The 17883-nt window shown below is 71.0% G+C and carries 13 protein-coding genes and 1 riboswitch; of the genes, 8 read left to right on the top strand and 5 right to left on the bottom strand.

Going from position 1 to position 17883, the window contains the following annotated elements; all coding sequences use genetic code 11:
- Positions 1 to 89 precede the first annotated feature (89 nt).
- Positions 90 to 250, top strand: a riboswitch (cyclic di-AMP (ydaO/yuaA leader).
- Between the two features lie 13 nt (positions 251 to 263).
- Together ACWD4J_RS19570 and ACWD4J_RS19565 are read left to right on the top strand one after the other, a co-directional pair.
- Positions 264 to 1025 (top strand): M23 family metallopeptidase, encoded by a 762-nt coding sequence (locus ACWD4J_RS19570; protein WP_451396631.1) that lies wholly within the window; start codon positions 264 to 266, stop codon positions 1023 to 1025.
- A 217-nt stretch (positions 1026 to 1242) separates the two neighbouring features.
- The gene (locus ACWD4J_RS19565) at positions 1243 to 1929 is read left to right on the top strand and encodes a GntR family transcriptional regulator (protein ID WP_451396630.1); all 687 of its coding nucleotides are present in this window, start codon (positions 1243 to 1245) and stop codon (positions 1927 to 1929) included.
- A gap of 200 nt (positions 1930 to 2129) precedes the next feature.
- Here ACWD4J_RS19565 and ACWD4J_RS19560 read toward each other — a convergent pair whose 3' ends face one another.
- Entirely contained in the window at positions 2130 to 2411 is a 282-nt protein-coding gene (locus ACWD4J_RS19560) for an HPr family phosphocarrier protein (protein WP_067284065.1), read from the bottom strand.
- 238 nt (positions 2412 to 2649) lie between these two features.
- Between ACWD4J_RS19560 and ACWD4J_RS19555 the strand changes: the two genes are divergently transcribed.
- From ACWD4J_RS19555 to ACWD4J_RS19540, 4 genes are all read left to right on the top strand, one after another.
- Positions 2650 to 5541, top strand: a complete 2892-nt coding sequence (locus ACWD4J_RS19555; protein WP_451396629.1) for a bifunctional acetate--CoA ligase family protein/GNAT family N-acetyltransferase — start codon at positions 2650 to 2652, stop codon at positions 5539 to 5541.
- Positions 5542 to 5614: 73 nt separating this feature from the next.
- Entirely contained in the window at positions 5615 to 6202 is a 588-nt protein-coding gene (locus tag ACWD4J_RS19550; RefSeq protein WP_451396628.1) for a DUF5998 family protein, read from the top strand.
- On the top strand, positions 6202 to 7437 hold the full coding sequence (locus tag ACWD4J_RS19545; protein WP_451396627.1) for an alkaline phosphatase family protein: 1236 nt from the start codon (positions 6202 to 6204) through the stop codon (positions 7435 to 7437). The genes ACWD4J_RS19550 and ACWD4J_RS19545 overlap by 1 nt, the downstream gene beginning before the upstream one ends.
- 64 nt (positions 7438 to 7501) lie before the next feature.
- Entirely contained in the window at positions 7502 to 8140 is a 639-nt protein-coding gene (locus tag ACWD4J_RS19540; RefSeq protein WP_451396626.1) for a thymidine kinase, read from the top strand.
- 41 nt (positions 8141 to 8181) lie between these two features.
- On the opposite strand, the gene ACWD4J_RS19535 is transcribed toward ACWD4J_RS19540, so the two are convergent.
- On the bottom strand, positions 8182 to 8511 hold the full coding sequence (locus tag ACWD4J_RS19535) for a helix-turn-helix domain-containing protein (protein WP_451396686.1): 330 nt from the start codon (positions 8509 to 8511) through the stop codon (positions 8182 to 8184).
- Between the two features lie 885 nt (positions 8512 to 9396).
- Between ACWD4J_RS19535 and ACWD4J_RS19530 the strand changes: the two genes are divergently transcribed.
- Complete coding sequence (locus ACWD4J_RS19530; protein WP_451396625.1) at positions 9397 to 10539, top strand: esterase-like activity of phytase family protein; 1143 nt, start codon at positions 9397 to 9399, stop codon at positions 10537 to 10539.
- Positions 10540 to 10642: 103 nt separating this feature from the next.
- Here ACWD4J_RS19530 and ACWD4J_RS19525 read toward each other — a convergent pair whose 3' ends face one another.
- The 3 genes from ACWD4J_RS19525 to ACWD4J_RS19515 all read right to left on the bottom strand — a co-directional run bounded on the left by ACWD4J_RS19525 (position 10643) and on the right by ACWD4J_RS19515 (position 16586).
- A complete protein-coding gene (locus ACWD4J_RS19525) occupies positions 10643 to 13558 on the bottom strand; it encodes a helix-turn-helix transcriptional regulator (protein ID WP_451396624.1) in 2916 nt (971 codons plus the stop codon).
- A gap of 164 nt (positions 13559 to 13722) precedes the next feature.
- Complete coding sequence (paaN, locus tag ACWD4J_RS19520; protein ID WP_451396623.1) at positions 13723 to 15438, bottom strand: phenylacetic acid degradation protein PaaN; 1716 nt, start codon at positions 15436 to 15438, stop codon at positions 13723 to 13725.
- Positions 15439 to 15779: 341 nt separating this feature from the next.
- Positions 15780 to 16586 carry a VOC family protein gene (locus ACWD4J_RS19515; protein ID WP_451396622.1) on the bottom strand — a complete coding sequence of 269 codons (807 nt, stop codon included), beginning with the start codon at positions 16584 to 16586 and terminating at the stop codon, positions 15780 to 15782.
- A gap of 420 nt (positions 16587 to 17006) precedes the next feature.
- Between ACWD4J_RS19515 and ACWD4J_RS19510 the strand changes: the two genes are divergently transcribed.
- The gene (locus ACWD4J_RS19510) at positions 17007 to 17852 is read left to right on the top strand and encodes a sulfurtransferase (protein WP_451396621.1); all 846 of its coding nucleotides are present in this window, start codon (positions 17007 to 17009) and stop codon (positions 17850 to 17852) included.
- Positions 17853 to 17883 lie beyond the last annotated feature (31 nt).

Genomic DNA, 17883 nt, shown 5'->3' with positions numbered 1-17883 from the left:
AAATCCCAGGCTGCGTTTGTTGATTGAAAGATGTCCCGATTAGCGTCAGTCCGGCTGTTCGTCAGGCAGTGCGCCGCGCCCGCGGCACCGGACAGCGATCGCCGAGTCCCCGGACGGTGTGAACCAGGGGAGCCGGGGACCCATCGCAGTCCCTGGGGTGAATCGGGGCCCTTGCCGTGCCGAGGGGCCCGTAGGAGACCTTCCTGCTCCGAACCCGTCAGCTAACCCGGTAGGCGAGAAGGAAGGAAAGGACCAGCCACTACATGGCGTTCACCCGCGCCACCGGGAAACACCGTCGTCCGAACCGCCTGACCCGCACGACCGCAAGCGCGGCGGGTATCGCGGCCCTCACCACCACCGGCGTCATGGGCGCCCTCGCGTCCCCCGCCATGGCGGCAGGCCCGACCGTCGAGCAGACCGGCCTGACGCAGGCCGTCACCCTCGGCGAGTCCGTCGCCGCCCAGATCGACGCCCAGGCCGCCGCGCAGCAGCAGGCCGCCGAGGAGGCCGCCGCCAAGAAGAAGGCCGCGGAGCGGAAGCGCAAGGCCGAGGCGAAGGCCAAGAAGGAGCGGGAGGCCAAGGAGCGCGCTGCCCGCGAGGCCGAGCGCAAGCGCCTCAACGCCTTCGTGCTGCCGATCACCGGCTCCTACGTCTCGACCGGCTACAAGACGGGCGGCTCCCTGTGGTCGTCCGGCACTCACACCGGCATCGACTTCCATGCCGCGTCCGGCACCCCCGTCCACTCCGTCGGCTCGGGCACCGTCGTCACCGCCGGCTGGGGCGGTGCCTACGGGAACCAGATCGTGATCAAGATGAACGACGGCACGTACACCCAGTACGGCCATCTGTCGTCCATCGCCGTCTCCGTCGGCCAGAAGGTCACGCCGGGGCAGCAGATAGGCCTCTCCGGGGCGACCGGCAACGTCACCGGGCCGCATCTGCACTTCGAGGCCCGGACCACCCCGGAGTACGGCTCCGACATCGACCCCCTCGCGTATCTGCGCTCGCACGGCGTGAAGGTCTGACGCGAGAGCGGTTCGGGGAAGCTGCCTTCACCGAATCCTCACTTCAGGGAAGCCCCGGCTCATCGAGCCGGGGCTTTCATCGTTCCCGAGCGCCGTTTTGTCCAAAAAATATCCATGGATTCCGGCCCGCCGTCGGAAATTCCCGCCTGTTGCAATAGAGTCAGTCAACAAGCGTCAATCGACCGCGTTTCGCGGGGATTAAGGCGGAGGTCCGGTCATGCAGATTCCCGCGCACTCGGTATGCACGGCAATCCGCGACGACATCGTCGCGGGTGTCTACGAGCGCGGAAGCCGGCTCACCGAGGAACTGCTCGCGCGCCGGTACGGGGTGTCCCGTGTCCCGGTGCGCGAGGCCCTGCGCACGCTCGAGGCCGAGGGTTTCGTCGTGACGCGCAGGCATGCGGGCGCCTGTGTCGCCGAGCCCACCGAGCAGGAGGCCGCCGACCTGCTGGAGGTCCGCATGCTGCTCGAGCCGCTGGGTGCGGCCCGCGCGGCGCAGCGCCGCACCGAGGCGCATCTGAAGGTGCTGCGCGGCCTGGTCAGGCTGGGTCAGGAGCGCGCCAGGCGGGGTCACAGCGAGGATCTGCGGTCGCTGAGCGGCTGGTTCCACGAGACGCTGGCGCAGGCCTCGGGCAGCCCTGGGCTGACGGCGCTGCTCACCCAGCTCAGGCACAAGATCGCCTGGATGTACACCGTGGAGACGCCCGCCCATCCCGTGGAGGCGTGGGCGGAGCACGGCGCGATCGTCGACGCCGTGGCCCGTGGCGACGCCGAGCGGGCGCGATCGCTGACCACGCTGCACTCGGAACGGTCCACTGCCGCACATCGACTGCGTTTTCCGGACCGCGGAGACCGTGTGAGGGGTTCGCAACATGCCGTAAACACTGTGAGTCCGCGGCTTTAACAGACGCACCGTATACAAAGAGAGTTATTCGGTGGGGGTCTCTTTTTGCTGCCCATTTTTGACGCTGTGCGGAATTCCCGGCCGGGCTTCTGAAGGTATGGCGCGCGCATCCAGGAGTACCGCCCCAATAAAAGCGGCGGAGCCGCGCCGCCTCCGAAAAGGAAGCCGACGCGGCTCCGCCGCAATTCGCCTGTTTTTCGTCAGACGGTCTCGGGAAGCTCCTCGAGACCCTCGGAGACCAGCTTCGCCAGCCGGTCGAGGGCGGCATCCGCCCCGTCCGCGTCGGACGCGAGGACGATCTCCTCGCCGCCCTGGGCGCCGAGGCCCAGCACAGCGAGCATCGACGCCGCGTTGACCGGGGTGCCGTCAGCCTTGGCGATCGTCACGGGGACGCCGGCGGCCGTGGCCGCACGGACGAAGATGGAGGCGGGGCGGGCGTGGAGGCCCTCGGCCCAGCCGACGTTGACGCGGCGCTCAGCCATGTGATGCTGCCCTTCAGGATTTTCTCAGGGTTGTCTAGACCAGTGTTCCATACCGGCGGACGTGCCGGAACGGTCAGGAACAGCCAGGACCGGTCCGGAACGGTCCAGAACGGCCGGGAACGGGTCCTTCGCCTCGCGCCCAGCCGTTCCAGTTCTCCCGGAACGTACACGTCTGGTCGAACGGAAAGCCTAAGCCCGTCCTGCTCCGAGTGCCCCCGGTGCCCCGTACGCTGACCCCATGCAGACCCCGTCGCAGCCCCCGTCGGAGCAGCACGCATATCCCGCCCACTGGGAGGCCGACGTGGTGCTGCGCGACGGTGGCACCGCACGGATCCGGCCGATCACCACCGAGGACGCCGACCGCCTGGTCAGCTTCTACGAACAGGTCTCCGACGAGTCGAAGTACTACCGCTTCTTCGCCCCCTACCCCCGGCTCTCCGCCAAGGACGTCCACCGCTTCACCCACCACGACTACGTGGACCGGGTCGGCCTCGCGGCCACGGTGGGCGGCGAGTTCATCGCGACGGTGCGCTACGACCGGATCAACGCCCACGGCATGCCGGCCGCCGCGCCCGCCGACGAGGCCGAGGTCGCCTTCCTCGTCCAGGACGCCCACCAGGGCCGAGGCGTCGCCTCCGCGCTCCTCGAACACATCGCGGCCGTCGCCCGCGAGCGCGGCATCCGCCGCTTCGCCGCCGAGGTGCTGCCCGCCAACAGCAAGATGATCAAGGTGTTCACGGACGCCGGGTACACGCAGAAGCGGAGCTTCGAGGACGGCGTCGTGCGCCTCGAGTTCGACCTGGAGCCGACGGACCGCTCGCTCGCCGTGCAGCGCGCCCGCGAGCAGCGCGCCGAGGCCCGCTCGGTCCAGCGGCTGCTCAGGCCCGGTTCGGTCGCCGTCATCGGCACCGGGCGCGCGCCCGGCGGCGTGGGCCGCAGCGTGCTGGACAACCTTCTCGACGCCGGGTTCACCGGCCGCCTGTACGCGGTGAACAAGGCCTTCCCGCAAGAGCAGACGGAGCTCGACGGCGTGCCCGCCCACCGCTCCGTACGCGATATCGCCGAACCCGTCGACCTCGCCGTGGTCGCCGTACCCGCGGCCCATGTGCCGGACGTCGTCGCCGAATGCGGCGAGCACGGCGTCCAGGGACTCGTCGTGGTCTCCGCCGGATACGCGGAGAGCGGCGCCGAGGGACGCGAGCGGCAGCGCGAACTCGTCCGGCAGGCACGCTCGTACGGCATGCGCCTCATCGGCCCCAACGCCTTCGGTGTCATCAACACGGCGCCGGACATGCTGCTCAACGCCTCGCTCGCACCCGAGGTGCCCCGGCGCGGCCGCATCGGGCTGTTCACCCAGTCCGGCGCGATCGGCATCGCACTGCTGTCCCGGCTCCACCGGCGCGGCGGCGGAGTCACCGGCGTCACAGGCGCCTCGACCTTCGTGTCCGCCGGCAACCGGTCGGACGTGTCGGGCAACGACATGCTGCAGTACTGGTACGACGACCCGGACACCGACGTCGTACTGATGTACCTCGAATCCATCGGCAACCCGCGCAAGTTCACGCGGCTCGCCCGGCGCACTGCGGCGGCGAAGCCGCTCGTCGTGGTGCAGGGAGCGCGGCACAGCGGGGTCTCGCCGCTCGGGCACGCGGTGCAGGGCACACGCCTGCCGCAGGCCACGGTCTCCGCGCTGCTGCGGCAGGCGGGCGTCATCCGCGTGGACACGATCACGGAGCTGGTCGACGCGGGGCTGCTGCTCGCCGGGCAGCCGCTGCCGGGCGGTCCCCGGGTGGCCATCCTCGGCAACTCGGAGTCGCTCGGGCTGCTCACGTACGACGCGTGTCTGTCGGAGGGGCTGCGGCCGCTGCGGCCGCGGGATCTGACGACGGCGGCGTCGCCGGAGGACTTCCGGGCGGCGCTGGGCGCCGCGCTTGCCGACGACCGCTGTGATGCCGTGGTCGTCACGGCGATCCCCGCGCTGGGGGAGGACGGGGCGGATGACGTCGCCCTCGCCGGTGCCCTGCGGGAGGCTGTGGCAGCGGGGCCGGCGAAGCCGGTGCTGGTCGTCCATGTCGAGCTCGGTGGGCTCGCGGCGGCCTTGTCCGCGGCACGTAGCACCAAGCCGGGCAGGTACGACGGAAGCGCACCCGCCGTCCCGGGTGGTGGCGCAGACCCGGTCGTCGCCCAGAGCCTCAAGGGCCTGGGGGCACCCCCGGCGGAACGCCTGCCCACCACAGCACGTACCACCGCCGAGCTCCCCCGTATCCCCGCCTACCCCGCCGCCGAGCGGGCCGTGCGGGCGCTCGCCGAGGCCGTCAAATACGGGCAGTGGCGGCGTGAGGCCGCCGAGCCCGGGAAGGTCCACGAGTACGAGGACATCGACGAGAGCGGCGCGGCGCAGATGATCGACGGGCTGCTGACCCGCGGCTACGGCGACCCGCGCGGCATGAGCCTCACCACGGACGAAGCCCAGGAGCTGCTCGGCCGGTACGGCATCCACGTACGCCCCGCCCTGCCCGCACCCGGGCCCGACGAAGCCGTGCGGGCCGCCCGGCGACTCGGCTACCCCGTCGCGCTGAAGACCACGGCCCCGCATCTGAGGCACCGCCCCGACCTCGGCGGCGTACGGCTGGACCTGGCCGACGAGGAGCAACTGCGTCGCGCATACGCCGAGTTGACCGAGGCCCTGGGCAAGCCGGAGGAGCTGCGCCCGGTCGTACAGGCCATGGCGCCGCGCGGTGTCGACACCGTCGTCCGCGCGGTCATCGACCCGGCCGCCGGTGCCGTGCTGTCCTTCGGCCTCGCCGGAGCCGCGTCGGAGCTGCTCGGCGACACCGCGCACCGGCTGATCCCGGTGACCGACCGGGACGCGCAGTCCGTGATCCGCTCGATCCGGACCGCGCCCGTCCTGTTCGGCTGGCGCGGCGCGGCGCCCGTGGACACGGCCGCACTCGAAGAGCTGCTCCAGCGGGTCTCCCGGCTCGTCGACGACCACCCGGAGGTCGCCGCCGTCTCGCTGGAGCCCGTGGTCGTCGCTACACACGGGCTCTCGGTCCTCGGTGCGTCCGTGCAGCTCGCACCGCCGCCCGCCCGCAGCGACCTCGGCCCGCGCACCCTGCCCGCCTACTGAGACTCCGCGGGACGCCGACCGAGACGCCTCCTGACGCGCATCCGGCCACCCCCAGGGCCGTAGGATGGTCCGCATGGCCAAGACCAGTACGACGACCCAGGGGCTGCGAGCGGCGATCGAGCGCAGCGGCTATTACCCGGCCCTCGTGGCCGAGGCGGTGGAGGCCGCTGTAGGCGGCGAGGCCATCGGGTCGTACCTGGTCCACCAGGAGACGACGTTCGACGCGAACGAGGTGCGCCGCCATGTGACGGTGCTCGTCCTCACGGGCACACGCTTCATCGTCAGCCACACCGACGAGCAGGCCGCGGACAACACGTCCCCGACGCCGTACGCGACCACGTCCACCGAGTCCGTCAAGCTCGGCCGGATCTCGTCGGTCGTGCTCAGCCGCGTCGTCGCCAACCCCGAGAAGTACGTGCCGGGCACCCTTCCCCGCGAGGTCGTCCTGACCATCGGCTGGGGCGCCGTCTCCCGCATCGACCTGGAGCCCGCCGCCTGCGGCGACCCGAACTGCGAGGCGGACCACGGGTACACCGGAAACTCGACCGCGGACGACCTCAGCCTGCGGGTCAGCGAGGCGGGCGACGGGCCGGACGCCGTCCGGCAGACCCTGGCCTTCGCCCAGGCGCTCTCCGAAGCCACCGCGGCGACCGCCCGCTGATGTCCCACACCCCCGCCGCCCATGACGGAGGGCGCCCGGCGGCCGCTCCTCTCCCTCCCGCCTGGGACCACCCGGAGCCGCTGCCCCTCTCCTCCGCGCCCGTCCCCGAGTACGGTTCCGGCTCGCTCGCCGACCTGCTGCCGACGCTCGCCGCGGGCCTCGGCGTACCCGGGACCGCCGCCGCGATACCCGAGCTCACCCCCGCCGACCGGAACTGCGTCTTCCTGATCGACGGCCTGGGCTGGGAGCAGCTGAAGGCCCACCCGGACGAGGCCCCGTTCATGACCTCCCTGCTGGAGAGCTCCCGGGGCGGTACGGGGCGTCCGATCACCGCCGGCTACCCGGCCACCACGGCGACCTCGCTGGCCTCGGTCGGCACCGGCCTGCCGCCCGGCGCCCACGGCCTGCCCGGCTACACGGCGCGCAACCCCGACACCGGCGAGCTGATGAACCAGCTCCGCTGGAACCCCTGGACGGAACCGCGCGCCTGGCAGCCGTACCCCACCGTCTTCCAGCTCGCGGACGCGGCGGGCGTGCACACCGCCCAGGTCTCGTCCCCGACGTTCGCACAGACCCCGCTGACGAAGATCGCGCTGAGCGGCGGAACGTTCCACGGCCGCCTCTCCGGCGAGGAGCGCATGGACCTCGCCGCCGAGCAACTCGCGGCGGGGGACCGGTCGTTGGTCTACACGTACTACGCCGAGGTGGACGGCAAGGGTCACCGGTTCGGCGTCGACTCCGACCCCTGGCGCGGCCAGCTCATGTACGTCGACCGGCTCGTCCAGCGCCTCGCCGAGCAGCTGCCGCCGCGCACCGCCCTGTACGTCACCGCCGACCACGGCATGATCGACATCCCCTTCGACGAGCAGCACCGCATCGACTTCGACGAGGACTGGGAACTGCGCGCCGGAGTCGCCCTCCTGGGTGGCGAGGGCCGCGCCCGCCATGTCTACGCGGTGCCGGGCGCCGAGGCGGACGTCCTGACCGTCTGGCGCGAGGTGCTCGGCGAGCAGTTCTGGGTGGCCGGCCGGGACGAGGCGATCGAGGCCGGATGGTTCGGCCCGCACATCGACGAGCGCGTGTACGCCCGCATCGGGGACGTGGTCGCCGCGGCCCGTGACGACGTACTGATCATCGCCTCGGAGCGCGAACCGAAGGAGTCGGCGATGGTCGGCAACCACGGTTCGATGACCGCCGTCGAACAGCTGGTCCCGCTCCTCGAAGTGCGCACCTGACCGCGCTGCCCCTCCTTCCAACTCCCCCTTACGATCCCCCATGCCGAAAGGTCCCCGAATCCCCATGCCCGAACTGGTCTTCTTCTCGGGCACCATGGACTGCGGAAAGAGCACGCTGGCCCTGCAGATAGGGCACAACCGGTCGGCTCGCGGTCTGGTCGGGATCGTCTTCACCAAGGGCGACCGGGCGGGCGAGGGCCGACTTTCCTCGCGTCTCGGACTGGTGACGGAAGCGGTCGAGGTCGCCGACGGAATGGACCTGAGCGCCTACCTGGTGGACCACCTGGAGTCCGGCAAGCGGGTGGACTACGTCATCGTCGACGAGGCGCAGTTCCTCACCCGCGATCAAGTGGACCAACTCGCCGATGTGGTGGACGAATTGAGCATGGACGTCTACGCCTTCGGCATCACGACGGACTTCCGCACCGCCCTGTTCCCCGGCTCCCAGCGCCTGATAGAGCTGGCCGACCGTGTCGAGACGCTGCAGGTCGAGGCGTTGTGCTGGTGCGGCGCCCGCGCCACGCACAACGCCCGCACGGTGGACGGCGTCATGGTGGTCGAGGGCGAACAGGTCCTGATCGGCGACGTGGACCGCTCTGCGGGCCAGGCCGGCTACGAGGTCCTGTGCCGTCGGCATCACCGCCGCCGGATGACAGCTGCGACGGCCGAGACACGCTCCCCTGCGCTGTCCGAGTCCGTGTGACGGGTGCGGTGCCCTGAGGCTGTGGCCGGTCAGGCCGCGTTTCAGACGTGACGCGCTGAGGTTGACGTCCTGGCGCGAGCTGGGGCACGAGGCGGAAGCGGCGGTGTGGTGCTGGTCGTGCGGTAGGCGGCTGGGGTGACACCGTAGGTGCGGGTGAACCACCGGGTGAGATGGGCCTGGTCCGCGAAGCCGGCCTCGGCGGCCGCCGTCGATGGTGCCGTGCCCTCGGCCAGGAGCGCACGGCACGGCGCAACCGCAGATGGGCGTGCATCGGATACGCGTACCGCTCGAAGCGGGCGTCCATGGCCTCCAGTACAAGCCCGGGAACCCGCCGGTAGGCGGCGCGTTCTCCGGAAGACGTCATGTCCCAATTGTGCCGCACGAGCGTTCAAGCCCTCGGGCGCTTCCAAGGCGCACGCTGGACACCAGCGCCTCAACCAGCGAAAGAACCACCCCGAGTACCGCTACAGCGGCGCTGGTGCCGGCTATCAACTCGCCAGTGCCATCGGTGGAGGCTTCACTCCGCTCATTTGAACTCGCATAAATTCGTGCATCGTTGGTGAACGAGCGAGTGGCGAATGAACGAGTCGGTGAATGGGCGAGACGGCGGACTGCGTATCCGGTGTCTCGAGGTTGCCGCTCCGTAATGCGGCACCGTTTCGAAATCGAGAGCCGGCCGGATACCGATACCGGTGTCGTGCGGTCGTCGGCGGCCGTCCGAAATGAGCTGAGGTGCGCCGACCGGGGCCACCGGTTCCACCGGTCGGCGCACTGCCCGGCCCGTGGCGATGACGCGAGGGGAGCGCGCCATGCACAACGCCGGAAGGCATCCGCAGGCGCCGCCCGCCGCGAAGAGGCCGAAGCGGCAGCATGGCGCACTGCGGGAGATCCTTCTCCCGGCATGCCGAGCGGCAGTCGCCCCCGCGCATGGGTGATGCGCGCTCGCCGTCTGCCACGGACAGTCTGCCCGCGGACCACGGTGGGGACATCCGTGAAACTACGGATGTCGCCCTACGGAAATCCACCGTACTTTCGAGTTCGTGTAATCCGTCGTTGAGAGCGGCTCACAAAGCGTCAAATACTGTAGGAAGGTACGAGGGTCAGGGCGTGATTCATTCGGGCATGCTGGACGACGGCAGTCGACTCGACGGCCCTCATTCAAATCAGGCGAGCCATGCCGGCCCAGCCGCGGCAAGCCGATTGCGTTTTCCTGCCAACGACGGCGATGTCCCATGCCCCAACAGCCGGGAGAAACGGTGTCTCTACGCGTACGCACAAGCAGACTGTCCAGCAGATACACGCAGAAATGGGCCGTCGCTCTGCTCGGTCCCGCTCTGGTCGTCGGTGCGGGCGTGGTCCCCGCGAGCGCGGAATCCGGGAACAGCAGCGAGCCGGGCACGTCGCTCATGTGCGGATCGGCCGGCTGGGTCCAGGGCTACAGCGACGCCCTCGACAAAAAGGTCGTCGACGGCGTCCAGGTCGGCGAGCTGTCCGCCCTCGCGTACGACGCCCGGCGCCGGGCATACGTCTCGATCGTGGACCACGCCGACGGTGAGCTGGCCCGTCTGTGGTTCTTCGTCGACGCCAGGAACCCTCGCGTCGTCGGGGACCTCGTGTTGTCGAAGCCGGACGGTACCCCTTACGACGCAACCGACTTCGACGGTGAGGGAGTGGCCGTACTGCCTGACGGCAACTACGTGGTCAGCTCGGAAACCGAGCCGTCGGTCCGGATCTTCGACCGCGTCACGGGCCGGGAGCTGGACTCGCTCGAGGTGCCGAAGCGGTTCCGCGTGGCCCCCGAGGGCGAGGCGAAGTACAACGCCACGCTGGAAGGGCTCGCCATCTCGCCCGGCGGCAGGTACGTCTACGCCGTGATGGAAGGCGCACTCAGCGGCGACGCACCGGTGTCCGGAGCCTCGACCGTCCGCCGCATCCTGGTCTACCGGGCAGGCGCAGGCGGGAGTTACACGCTCGAGAAGCAGATCGGCTACGACGTCGACCCCGGAAACCGCATATCCGAGGTGGCCGCCTACGGCCGGTCAGGACTGCTGGTGCTGGAAGCGGCCTGGCAGCAGGGCGTAGGCAACACCGCCAGGGTGTACGGAGTGCCGGCCGTGCGACAGGCCCCCGACGTGTCCGACGTGGCCGATCTGGCCACCTCCGGCACGGATCTGTCGGCGGACAAGCACCTCGTGGCCGACGTCAGCGCCTGCCCCTCGCTCGGTGCGACCAACCCGGGGCCCCAGTCCAACCCGCTGATGGACAACTACGAGGGCCTGCTCGTCACGCCCGGGTCCGCCCACTCAGGGCAGATCGCAGGCCTCACCCTCATCAGTGACGACAACGGCAACGCCACCCAGGTCACCAGGCTCCTCCGGCTGACGGCACGCCTGCCCTGAGACACCCCCGGCCTGCCGGGAGCGCGCCACCGTGTGAGCGCGCCCTTCCCCCGCTCGCCTCCGGCCCCGCGCACGACGCGGCGGCCGGCGGCGGGCGTGCCGCTCATCCGGCGTCTGTATCGCGGGTGACCAGCGAAGCCAGGGCGGCGCGGGACGATACTCCCGTCTTGCGGTAGGCCCGGGCGAGGTGGCTCTCGACGGTGCGCGGGCTGAGGTAGAGCCTGGAGGCGACGGCCTGGTTGGTGAGGCCCTCGGCGACCAGCTCGGCGATCTCCCGCTCGCGCGACGTCAGAGCGGCCAGCCTGTCCGACGGTCCGGACGGGACGTCGAACACTTTCGGGCGTACGCGCTCCGCCACACCCAGCAGCAGTCCCGCTCCGCCTTCCGCGGCCAGGCGCCGGCCCCTGTGCCACATCGCAGCCGCGCGTGTGCCGTCGCCGATGGCCTTCATGAGCGGGGCGCCGGACAACAGGGACTGCACCTCTCTCAGCGTGGTCCCGGACCTCTCGTTCTCGGCCGCGGCCTCGCCGTACAGCCGTGCGGCCGTGGCCAGGTCGCCGCGGTGCTCCGCGACCTGCGCAAGGCTGCGCAACCCCGACGCGCGCTTGGCCGCCAGGCCGAGCCGGCTCGCCTCCTCGTGGGCGAGTTCGGCCCAGCGTACGGCGTTCGCCGTGTCGCCAGTGGCCAGCGATGCGGTGACGAGCAGTTCCAGATGGCTTGGGCGCATCGACCGCTGCAGCCGCTGCAGATCCTTCCCGCCGGCCCGCAGCATGACATCCCGCGCACGGTGCGGATCCCCTGCGCTCAGCGCGGCGTAGGCGAGCAGGCACGAGTAGGCGGTTCCCCACCAGGTGTAGCTCGTCCCGGCCACCGACGCCGCCTCGTCGGCGACGGCCAGCGGACGCGGATCTCCCGGCGGACACGCCTGCGTAAGGATCAAGGACCTCAACGCCAGGGTGAAGCCCAGCAGTTCGTCGCTGCCCACTGCCCGCGCGACGGGCTCGGCCTCGTCGACCAGCTCCAGTGCGGTCGTGAGTCGGCAGGTGCTGAAGTGGGCGTACGCCTTGCACACCAGCAGCTGCGACAGCATGTACAGCCGGCCGGTCCGCCGGGCCACGCCGAGGCCGCGGTCCGCGTGCCGTTCCGTGTCCGAGAAGTTCTCCAAAAACGCCTCGGTCCAGCCCAGTCTGACCAGGGACTCGCACAGGCTGGCGACGTCCGAGTCGGTCAGTGTGTCCACCAGTCCGGCGGCGAGCTCGGCGTACCTCCGGCTCGCCGCCGTGTCGCCCTCGTAGGCCTCGCCCATGGCGGCCAGTGACAGGGCACCCGCCTCTCCGATCTTGTCGCCGAGCGAACGGGCCGCTTCGAGCGTCTCGGCGAGCTCCTCGCGTACGGCGGGGTAGCGGGCGGCGAAGACCGCGGCGGAACCCAGTTCGAGGCCGAGCTCGACCCTCTGGGCCGGCGACGGCCCCGGCTTTCCGGCCAGTTCGCGGCGCAGCAGCGCTTCCGCCTCGCGGTGGCCGTGGAGAAGCCGCTCCATCAGGGAGCACAGGGCGATCGCGGAGGTCCGCACGGCGTCGTCGCCGCCGGGGCCGGTCATGTCGATCAGCTGGTGGAGCAGCTCCCGGCTCTCCTTGAGCCCACCGCTCGCACCGAGCGCACGGGCGCGCAGCAGCATGAGCTCACGGCGTCTGGACAGGTGTTCCGGCGTGTCCGGCAGGATCCGCAGTACGGCGTCGAGCCAGTGCGCCGAGATGGCCGGGGCGGTGGTGGCGGTCTGCTCGGCGGCCTTGGTCAGCAGGTCGGCCGCCTGGGGGTCCCAGCTGGTCAGCGACTGCTCCAGGTGGTGCGCCCGCTCGGTGACAGGGGCGCCGAGTCTCGCCAGTTCGGCCGCCGCGAGTCTGTGGTACTCCTCGCGCCGCCAGGGCGCGATGGCGTCGTGGACCAGGGTGCGGATGAGTGGGTGGCGCAGGGTCAGCCCGCGTCCGCCCAGGCCGGGCCGGACGAGGTCACGGCGCATCAGCTCGTCGAGCGTGTCCGCGATCTCCGTGGAGCGGGCCCCGGTGAGCGTGCCGAGCATGGCGGCGGTGGTGTGGTCGCCGAGTACGGCGACCGCCTCCACGGTCCGGCGCTCCAGCGGACTCAGCGGCGACAACTCGTCGAGCAGCAGCGCTCCGAGGCCCGCGGGGATTCTGTCCGGCGCGCCGAACGCGACACGGTTCGAGGTATTCGCGATCGGCCGCCCCGGAATCCGCGCCCCGCGATGAGCCTGCAGGAGCGCCAGAAAGTACAGCGGGTTGCCCACGCTATCCGCGTAGATATCTGCCGCAAGCGCTCGCGGTAGACCTCCTGCCAGCTCTTCGACGCATTCCTGTTCACCGAGCGGCCCCAGAGGGATCCGGAGTACGGCGCCGGTGTCCACCCCTCGGGCCAGCGCGGCGGCCAGCACGGTCGGTGCCTGGCGGTCGCGCCGGGAGACGACCAGCAGCACCGGCGCGGACACCGGGTGGCGGACGAGGTGGTCGAGCAGTTCCAGCGACGCGGGGTCGGCCCAGTGGAGGTCGTCCAGGATCATCACGAGTCCCTCGCCGCCGAGGTGCGTCAGCAGCGCTGCCATCGCCTGGTGGATGCCGAACGGGGCGCGGCCCTCCGGGCCGCCCGGGTGCCCGTCGGCCGTGCAGCGCAGGACCGGGGCGAGCTCAGCGGGCACCGCGTAGCCTCGGAGCCCCTGCGGGGGGAGGTCAGCGAAGGCGTCGGCGAACGGCTGGAACGGACTGTGCTGCTCGTACTCCGTGGCCCGGCCGCGCAGTACGGTCACTCCCCGATGCCGGGCCCGTTCACCGAACTCCGTCAGCAGCCGGCTCTTGCCGATGCCGGCCTCACCCGTGACGTCGACGACCGCAGGACCGCCCTTTCCCGACTGTGCAAGTGCCCAGTTCAGCCGGTCGAGTTCGGGCGACCGGCTGACGAACGGCGCCCTGTCCACGAACCGTTCAGGTCTGTCGTACGCCGCACTCACCGCGATCCTCTCCGAAACCGGCCGTCGCTGTGACGGCCCACCAGACCGGGCAATCCCCCAAGAAGAGGCTGTATTCGGTCTCTGCCCATCGCACGTTTGTACACCACGGCTCCGAGAGTCCGACGCCGTGGGCCGCGGTGGAGCCCCCAGGAGCGGCCCGTGGCTTATGCACCGATGAGTTCGTCCGTGGCGGGACGTTCCACGGCGTGCCGGCGCGCGTGCAGGACGAGGAAGCGCCCGGCGACGAAGGCGGGGTCGGTCAGCGGCGGAAAGGCGGCCGGATCCGTGCTCGTGCCGTGCAGATCGCTGAGGATGGCGTTCTGGGTGATGGGGCCGCAGGCCTTCGGGTTCTCCGACAGGTGGGCACCGGCGTCGTGAGAGGCCACCTCCGCGGCGGCGAGGACCAGGCGGTCGGTGGAGTGGACGGACGCGAACTGCGCGCCGTGGCGGCCCACGGTCCTGCGGAAGACGTCCAGACTGTGCACAGTGGAATCGGTGGCGATGACGAACGACACGGGGCCGGGCCACTCCTGTGCGTAGACCTCTTCCTGTTCGGCCGTCACCCGGACCACCAGCGGCGTCCGTATGTCCGCGGCGTCGTGGTCCGGATGGCGCACCGGCAGGGACGGACGCACGACGGTGCCGTGCCGCGCGGCTTCCGTCAGGTGGCTTCGTACCGTGTCGCTCGTGATCGCGCCGAGGATGCCGGCGGCCCGCCGCGGGTGGGACAGCAAGCGGTCCAGGGTGTCGCTCAGGTCCGAACAGAAGTGTTCGAACGGCTTGTGGCCCTTGTCGGTTTCGATGCCGTCCACGGGTACCAGGATGTTCTGCGGCGTCGTGCTGAGCCGGCCGCCGCACAGCGACAGGGCCACGGCGAGATGGCCCAGCATGCCCTCGTAGTCGTCGGTGGAGTCCACCACCACGGTGTTCAGCCCGGCCATGGTGCTGAACACGGTGGCCTGGCGGGCGTGTCGGCTGAGCCAGTCTCCGAACCGCGCGGGTCCGGTGTGGTCGATGATGCGGACGGCCGGATCTGTGGCGAGGCGGGCGACGAGCTGTTCGCCGGGCTCCTCCACTGCCAGTGTGATCACATTGGGGTCGTAACCTCCCTGCTCCAGCACGTTCCTGGCCGTCTGGACCGTCAGAGCCAGGGGCAGAACGGCGCCGGCGTGCGGCTTGACGATCACGGGATTCCCGGTGACGAGGCTTGCGAACAGCCCCGGGAAGCCGTTCCAGAGGGGCAGCACCGGACAGCCGACGAGCAGTGAGATCCCCCGCGGTACCACCGTGCGGACACCGCGTATGAGCGGCCGTCCGCTCCTGCCCGGTCGCTGGCTCCACTCCGGAACACGGAGGCTGCGCACCGATTCGGCGAAGGCATGGGCCACGGCCTGCAGGGCGCGGTCCAGCGCCGCCGGACCGCCGGTCCGGTAGGCCGTGGCGAAGGACTGCCCGGTGGTGTGGTGCAGAGCGTGGGTCATGTCCACGCTGCGGTCGCTCAGCCGGTGCAGGATCTCCACCGCGACACCGGCCCGCTCGTGCGGGCCCGCCGCACGCCATCCGGCCATTGCCCGCCCGGCGGCCCGGACGAGCTCGTCCGGCTCGCAGTACGGGTAGGAGACGCCCAGTTCGATGCCGTACGGCGAGGACTCCGTGGCCACCGTTCCTCGGGCGCCGGGCTGATCCAGATCGAGGACCCGGCCCCGGAGGGTCTGGAACGCGGCCTCACCCAGCCACGCCGCTCGTCCCCGGGGCATCGCATGCCCGTCGGATCCGAACGGTGACACGCGTTCTCCGGCGTCGATCGCCCGGACCGCCCGGTCGAGCACCTCCCGATGACGCGCGTAGATCCCGTAGGTCCGGGCAGGCCAGTCGGTCATGAAGTCTCCACGAGGTGTCAGGGAGCCGGGCAGCGGCCCCGGCATGAGGAGCGGAGGAGAGCTGTTCCACCCCGGTACCTCGTTGCATTCGAGAACCCGTGACCGACGGGCCGCCAGCCGGTGGCCACGCATCCAGGCCGCGGGTCATCCTGCCTCGCACAGAAGGGCTGGACATCAGTAGATCTGCTGAATCGACTACGCAAGATCTGCCGAATCGACTATGAAGATCAGCGGGATTGCGAGAGCAAGCGGTTTCTTCGCGGCGGCTCGTCGTGCGCCGGCCGTCGCCGGGGTTGCCAGGATGGTCCTCGCCCGAACCGGCCGAAACACATCGGCTCGTCTCAGAGCGCCGTCCGTACGAGCGTGAACACCGCGCCCTCCGGATCAGCCACCGCCGCCGTCCGCCCCCTCTCCCCGTCGTGTGGCGGCTGCAGCACATGTCCGCCCAGGTCGGTCAGGTGTTCCGCCGCCTCGTCGACGTCCGCGACCTCGAAGTACGTCATCCAGTGGGCGCCGCGGTCCCGCGGCAGCGCACGCCCCACGCCGTGGATGGACGCCACCGGGCGGCCGTCCAGATGCAGCGTCACATAGTCGAAGTCGGCCGAGACGACCGCCTCTTCCTTGTATCCGAACACGGACTGGTAGAACCTTGCGACGCTCGCGGTGTCCTGGGTCATGAGTTCGTTCCAGGCGGGGGCACCCGGCACTCCGCTCACGGCCATGCCCAGATGGGCGGCGGCCTGCCAGATGCCGAACACCGCACCCGCCGGGTCCGATGCGATGGCCATGCGCCCCGCGGCGGCCGCGTCCAGCGGGCCGACCCCGACGGTGCCGCCGCAGTGGCGCACGGTCGCGGCCGTCGCGTCCACGTCGTCCGCGGCCAGATACGGAGTCCAGGCGACGGGCAGTTGCCGGCCCCCGACCATCCGGCCGATGCCGGCCACTTCCTCGCCGTCGAGCAGGGCCCGGACGTACGGCCCCAATTGCTGAGGTCCGGGGCGGAACTCCCAGCCGAACAGTTCCCCGTAGAACTCCTGGGTGGCCTCCATGCCGTGCACCATCAGACTCACCCAGCAAGGTTCACCGAGTGTGCGCCGTGCGCGGCCGGAGTCGTCCTGCCGGTCCTCGGACCCCCGCGCCTCGGTCATCGTCACGCTCTCCTCGACCCCTTCGGTGTCGCCGGATACGGAACGGGCCCTCGCCACTCATCCGCACCGCCACCTGATAGTCCGTCGCCTGCTGCCGTCGGTCGTGCTCGCTGCCACGCTTCACGTACGCGCCAACGCTCCACGTACGCGTCGCCCTGCGCCATCCTGCGGTCGCCACCCCGTCAGGCAGATGCTCGCACTCCCTGCCGTGGCCTGCGCCTCGGCCGCGCCGTGTCGGAGGGGCTTGTGGCGTGAGGATGCCCGTGTTCTCGTTGCTCATCGGTTCCCGGGTCGTGGCCGCGCGATGTCCATCAGTTGTACAGCGCGTGCCCGGACCCGCACTGGGCGTGTTCGGACCCGTCCGGCGGCACGTTAGCCGGACCCGGGCGTCACGGCCACCCCGTGCGCAAGGATGGAGCCATGAATGCCATCATCTCCGCCTCCGAACTGGCACAAGAACTGGCGAGTGGTCACCCGCCGGTGCTGCTCGACGTCCGCTGGCAGTTGACCACGGCCAAGGGGTCGGCCCCCTTCGACGGCCGGGCCGCATACGAGGCCGGGCACATCCCCGGAGCGGTCTTCGTCGACCTCGACGCCGAGCTGGCGGGTCCGCCCGGCGCGGGCGGCCGCCACCCGCTGCCGGACGTGGCCGGGTTCGGTGCGGTGATGCGCCGGGCGGGCGTCTCGCCCGACACCCCGGTCGTCGCGTACGACGGCGGACAGGGCTGGGCCGCGTCCCGGGCGTGGTGGCTGCTGCGCTGGACGGGCCATCCTTCGGTGCGGGTCCTCGACGGCGGCCTCGCCGCATGGGAGGGCCCGCTCGACACCGAGATCCCGCTGCCGGAGCCGGGGACGTTCGAGCCCGTGCCCGGCGCGATGGGGTTGCTCGACGCGGACGGCGCCGCCGCGCTGGCCCGCACGGGTCTGCTCCTGGACGCTCGCGCCGCGGAGCGCTACCGCGGTGACGTCGAGCCGATCGACCCGGTCGGCGGTCATGTCCCGGGCGCCGTCTCCGCGCCGACCGCGGAGAACGCCGCGGAGGGCGGGCGCCTGCTGCCGGCCGAGGAGCTGGCCGCGCGCTTCAAGTCCCTGGGCGCGTCCGGGGCTTCCGAGGTCGGTGTGTACTGCGGCTCCGGTGTCTCGGCGGCCCACGAGGTACTGGCCCTGACGGTCGCCGGCATTCCGGCATCGCTGTATGCGGGCTCGTGGTCCGAGTGGTCGTCGGATGCGTCACGACCGGTGGCGACGGGTCCCGAGGCGGGCTGACGCATCTGCCCGCGCAGAAGGCACGTATCCC

The sequence above is a fragment of the Streptomyces sp. NPDC002577 genome (assembly GCF_053594815.1).
This window is presented reverse-complemented; position numbering and strand designations above follow the sequence as displayed.

Coding starts and splice junctions, on each gene's coding strand:
- ACWD4J_RS19570 (WP_451396631.1), top strand. CDS start 264: ATGGCGTTCACCCGCGCCACCGGGAAACACCGTCGTCCGAACCGCCTG.
- ACWD4J_RS19565 (WP_451396630.1), top strand. CDS start 1,243: ATGCAGATTCCCGCGCACTCGGTATGCACGGCAATCCGCGACGACATC.
- ACWD4J_RS19515 (WP_451396622.1), bottom strand. CDS start 16,586: ATGACCGAGGCGCGGGGGTCCGAGGACCGGCAGGACGACTCCGGCCGC.
- paaN (WP_451396623.1), bottom strand. CDS start 15,438: ATGACCGACTGGCCTGCCCGGACCTACGGGATCTACGCGCGTCATCGG.
- ACWD4J_RS19540 (WP_451396626.1), top strand. CDS start 7,502: ATGCCCGAACTGGTCTTCTTCTCGGGCACCATGGACTGCGGAAAGAGC.
- ACWD4J_RS19560 (WP_067284065.1), bottom strand. CDS start 2,411: ATGGCTGAGCGCCGCGTCAACGTCGGCTGGGCCGAGGGCCTCCACGCC.
- ACWD4J_RS19555 (WP_451396629.1), top strand. CDS start 2,650: ATGCAGACCCCGTCGCAGCCCCCGTCGGAGCAGCACGCATATCCCGCC.
- ACWD4J_RS19510 (WP_451396621.1), top strand. CDS start 17,007: ATGAATGCCATCATCTCCGCCTCCGAACTGGCACAAGAACTGGCGAGT.
- ACWD4J_RS19545 (WP_451396627.1), top strand. CDS start 6,202: ATGTCCCACACCCCCGCCGCCCATGACGGAGGGCGCCCGGCGGCCGCT.
- ACWD4J_RS19550 (WP_451396628.1), top strand. CDS start 5,615: ATGGCCAAGACCAGTACGACGACCCAGGGGCTGCGAGCGGCGATCGAG.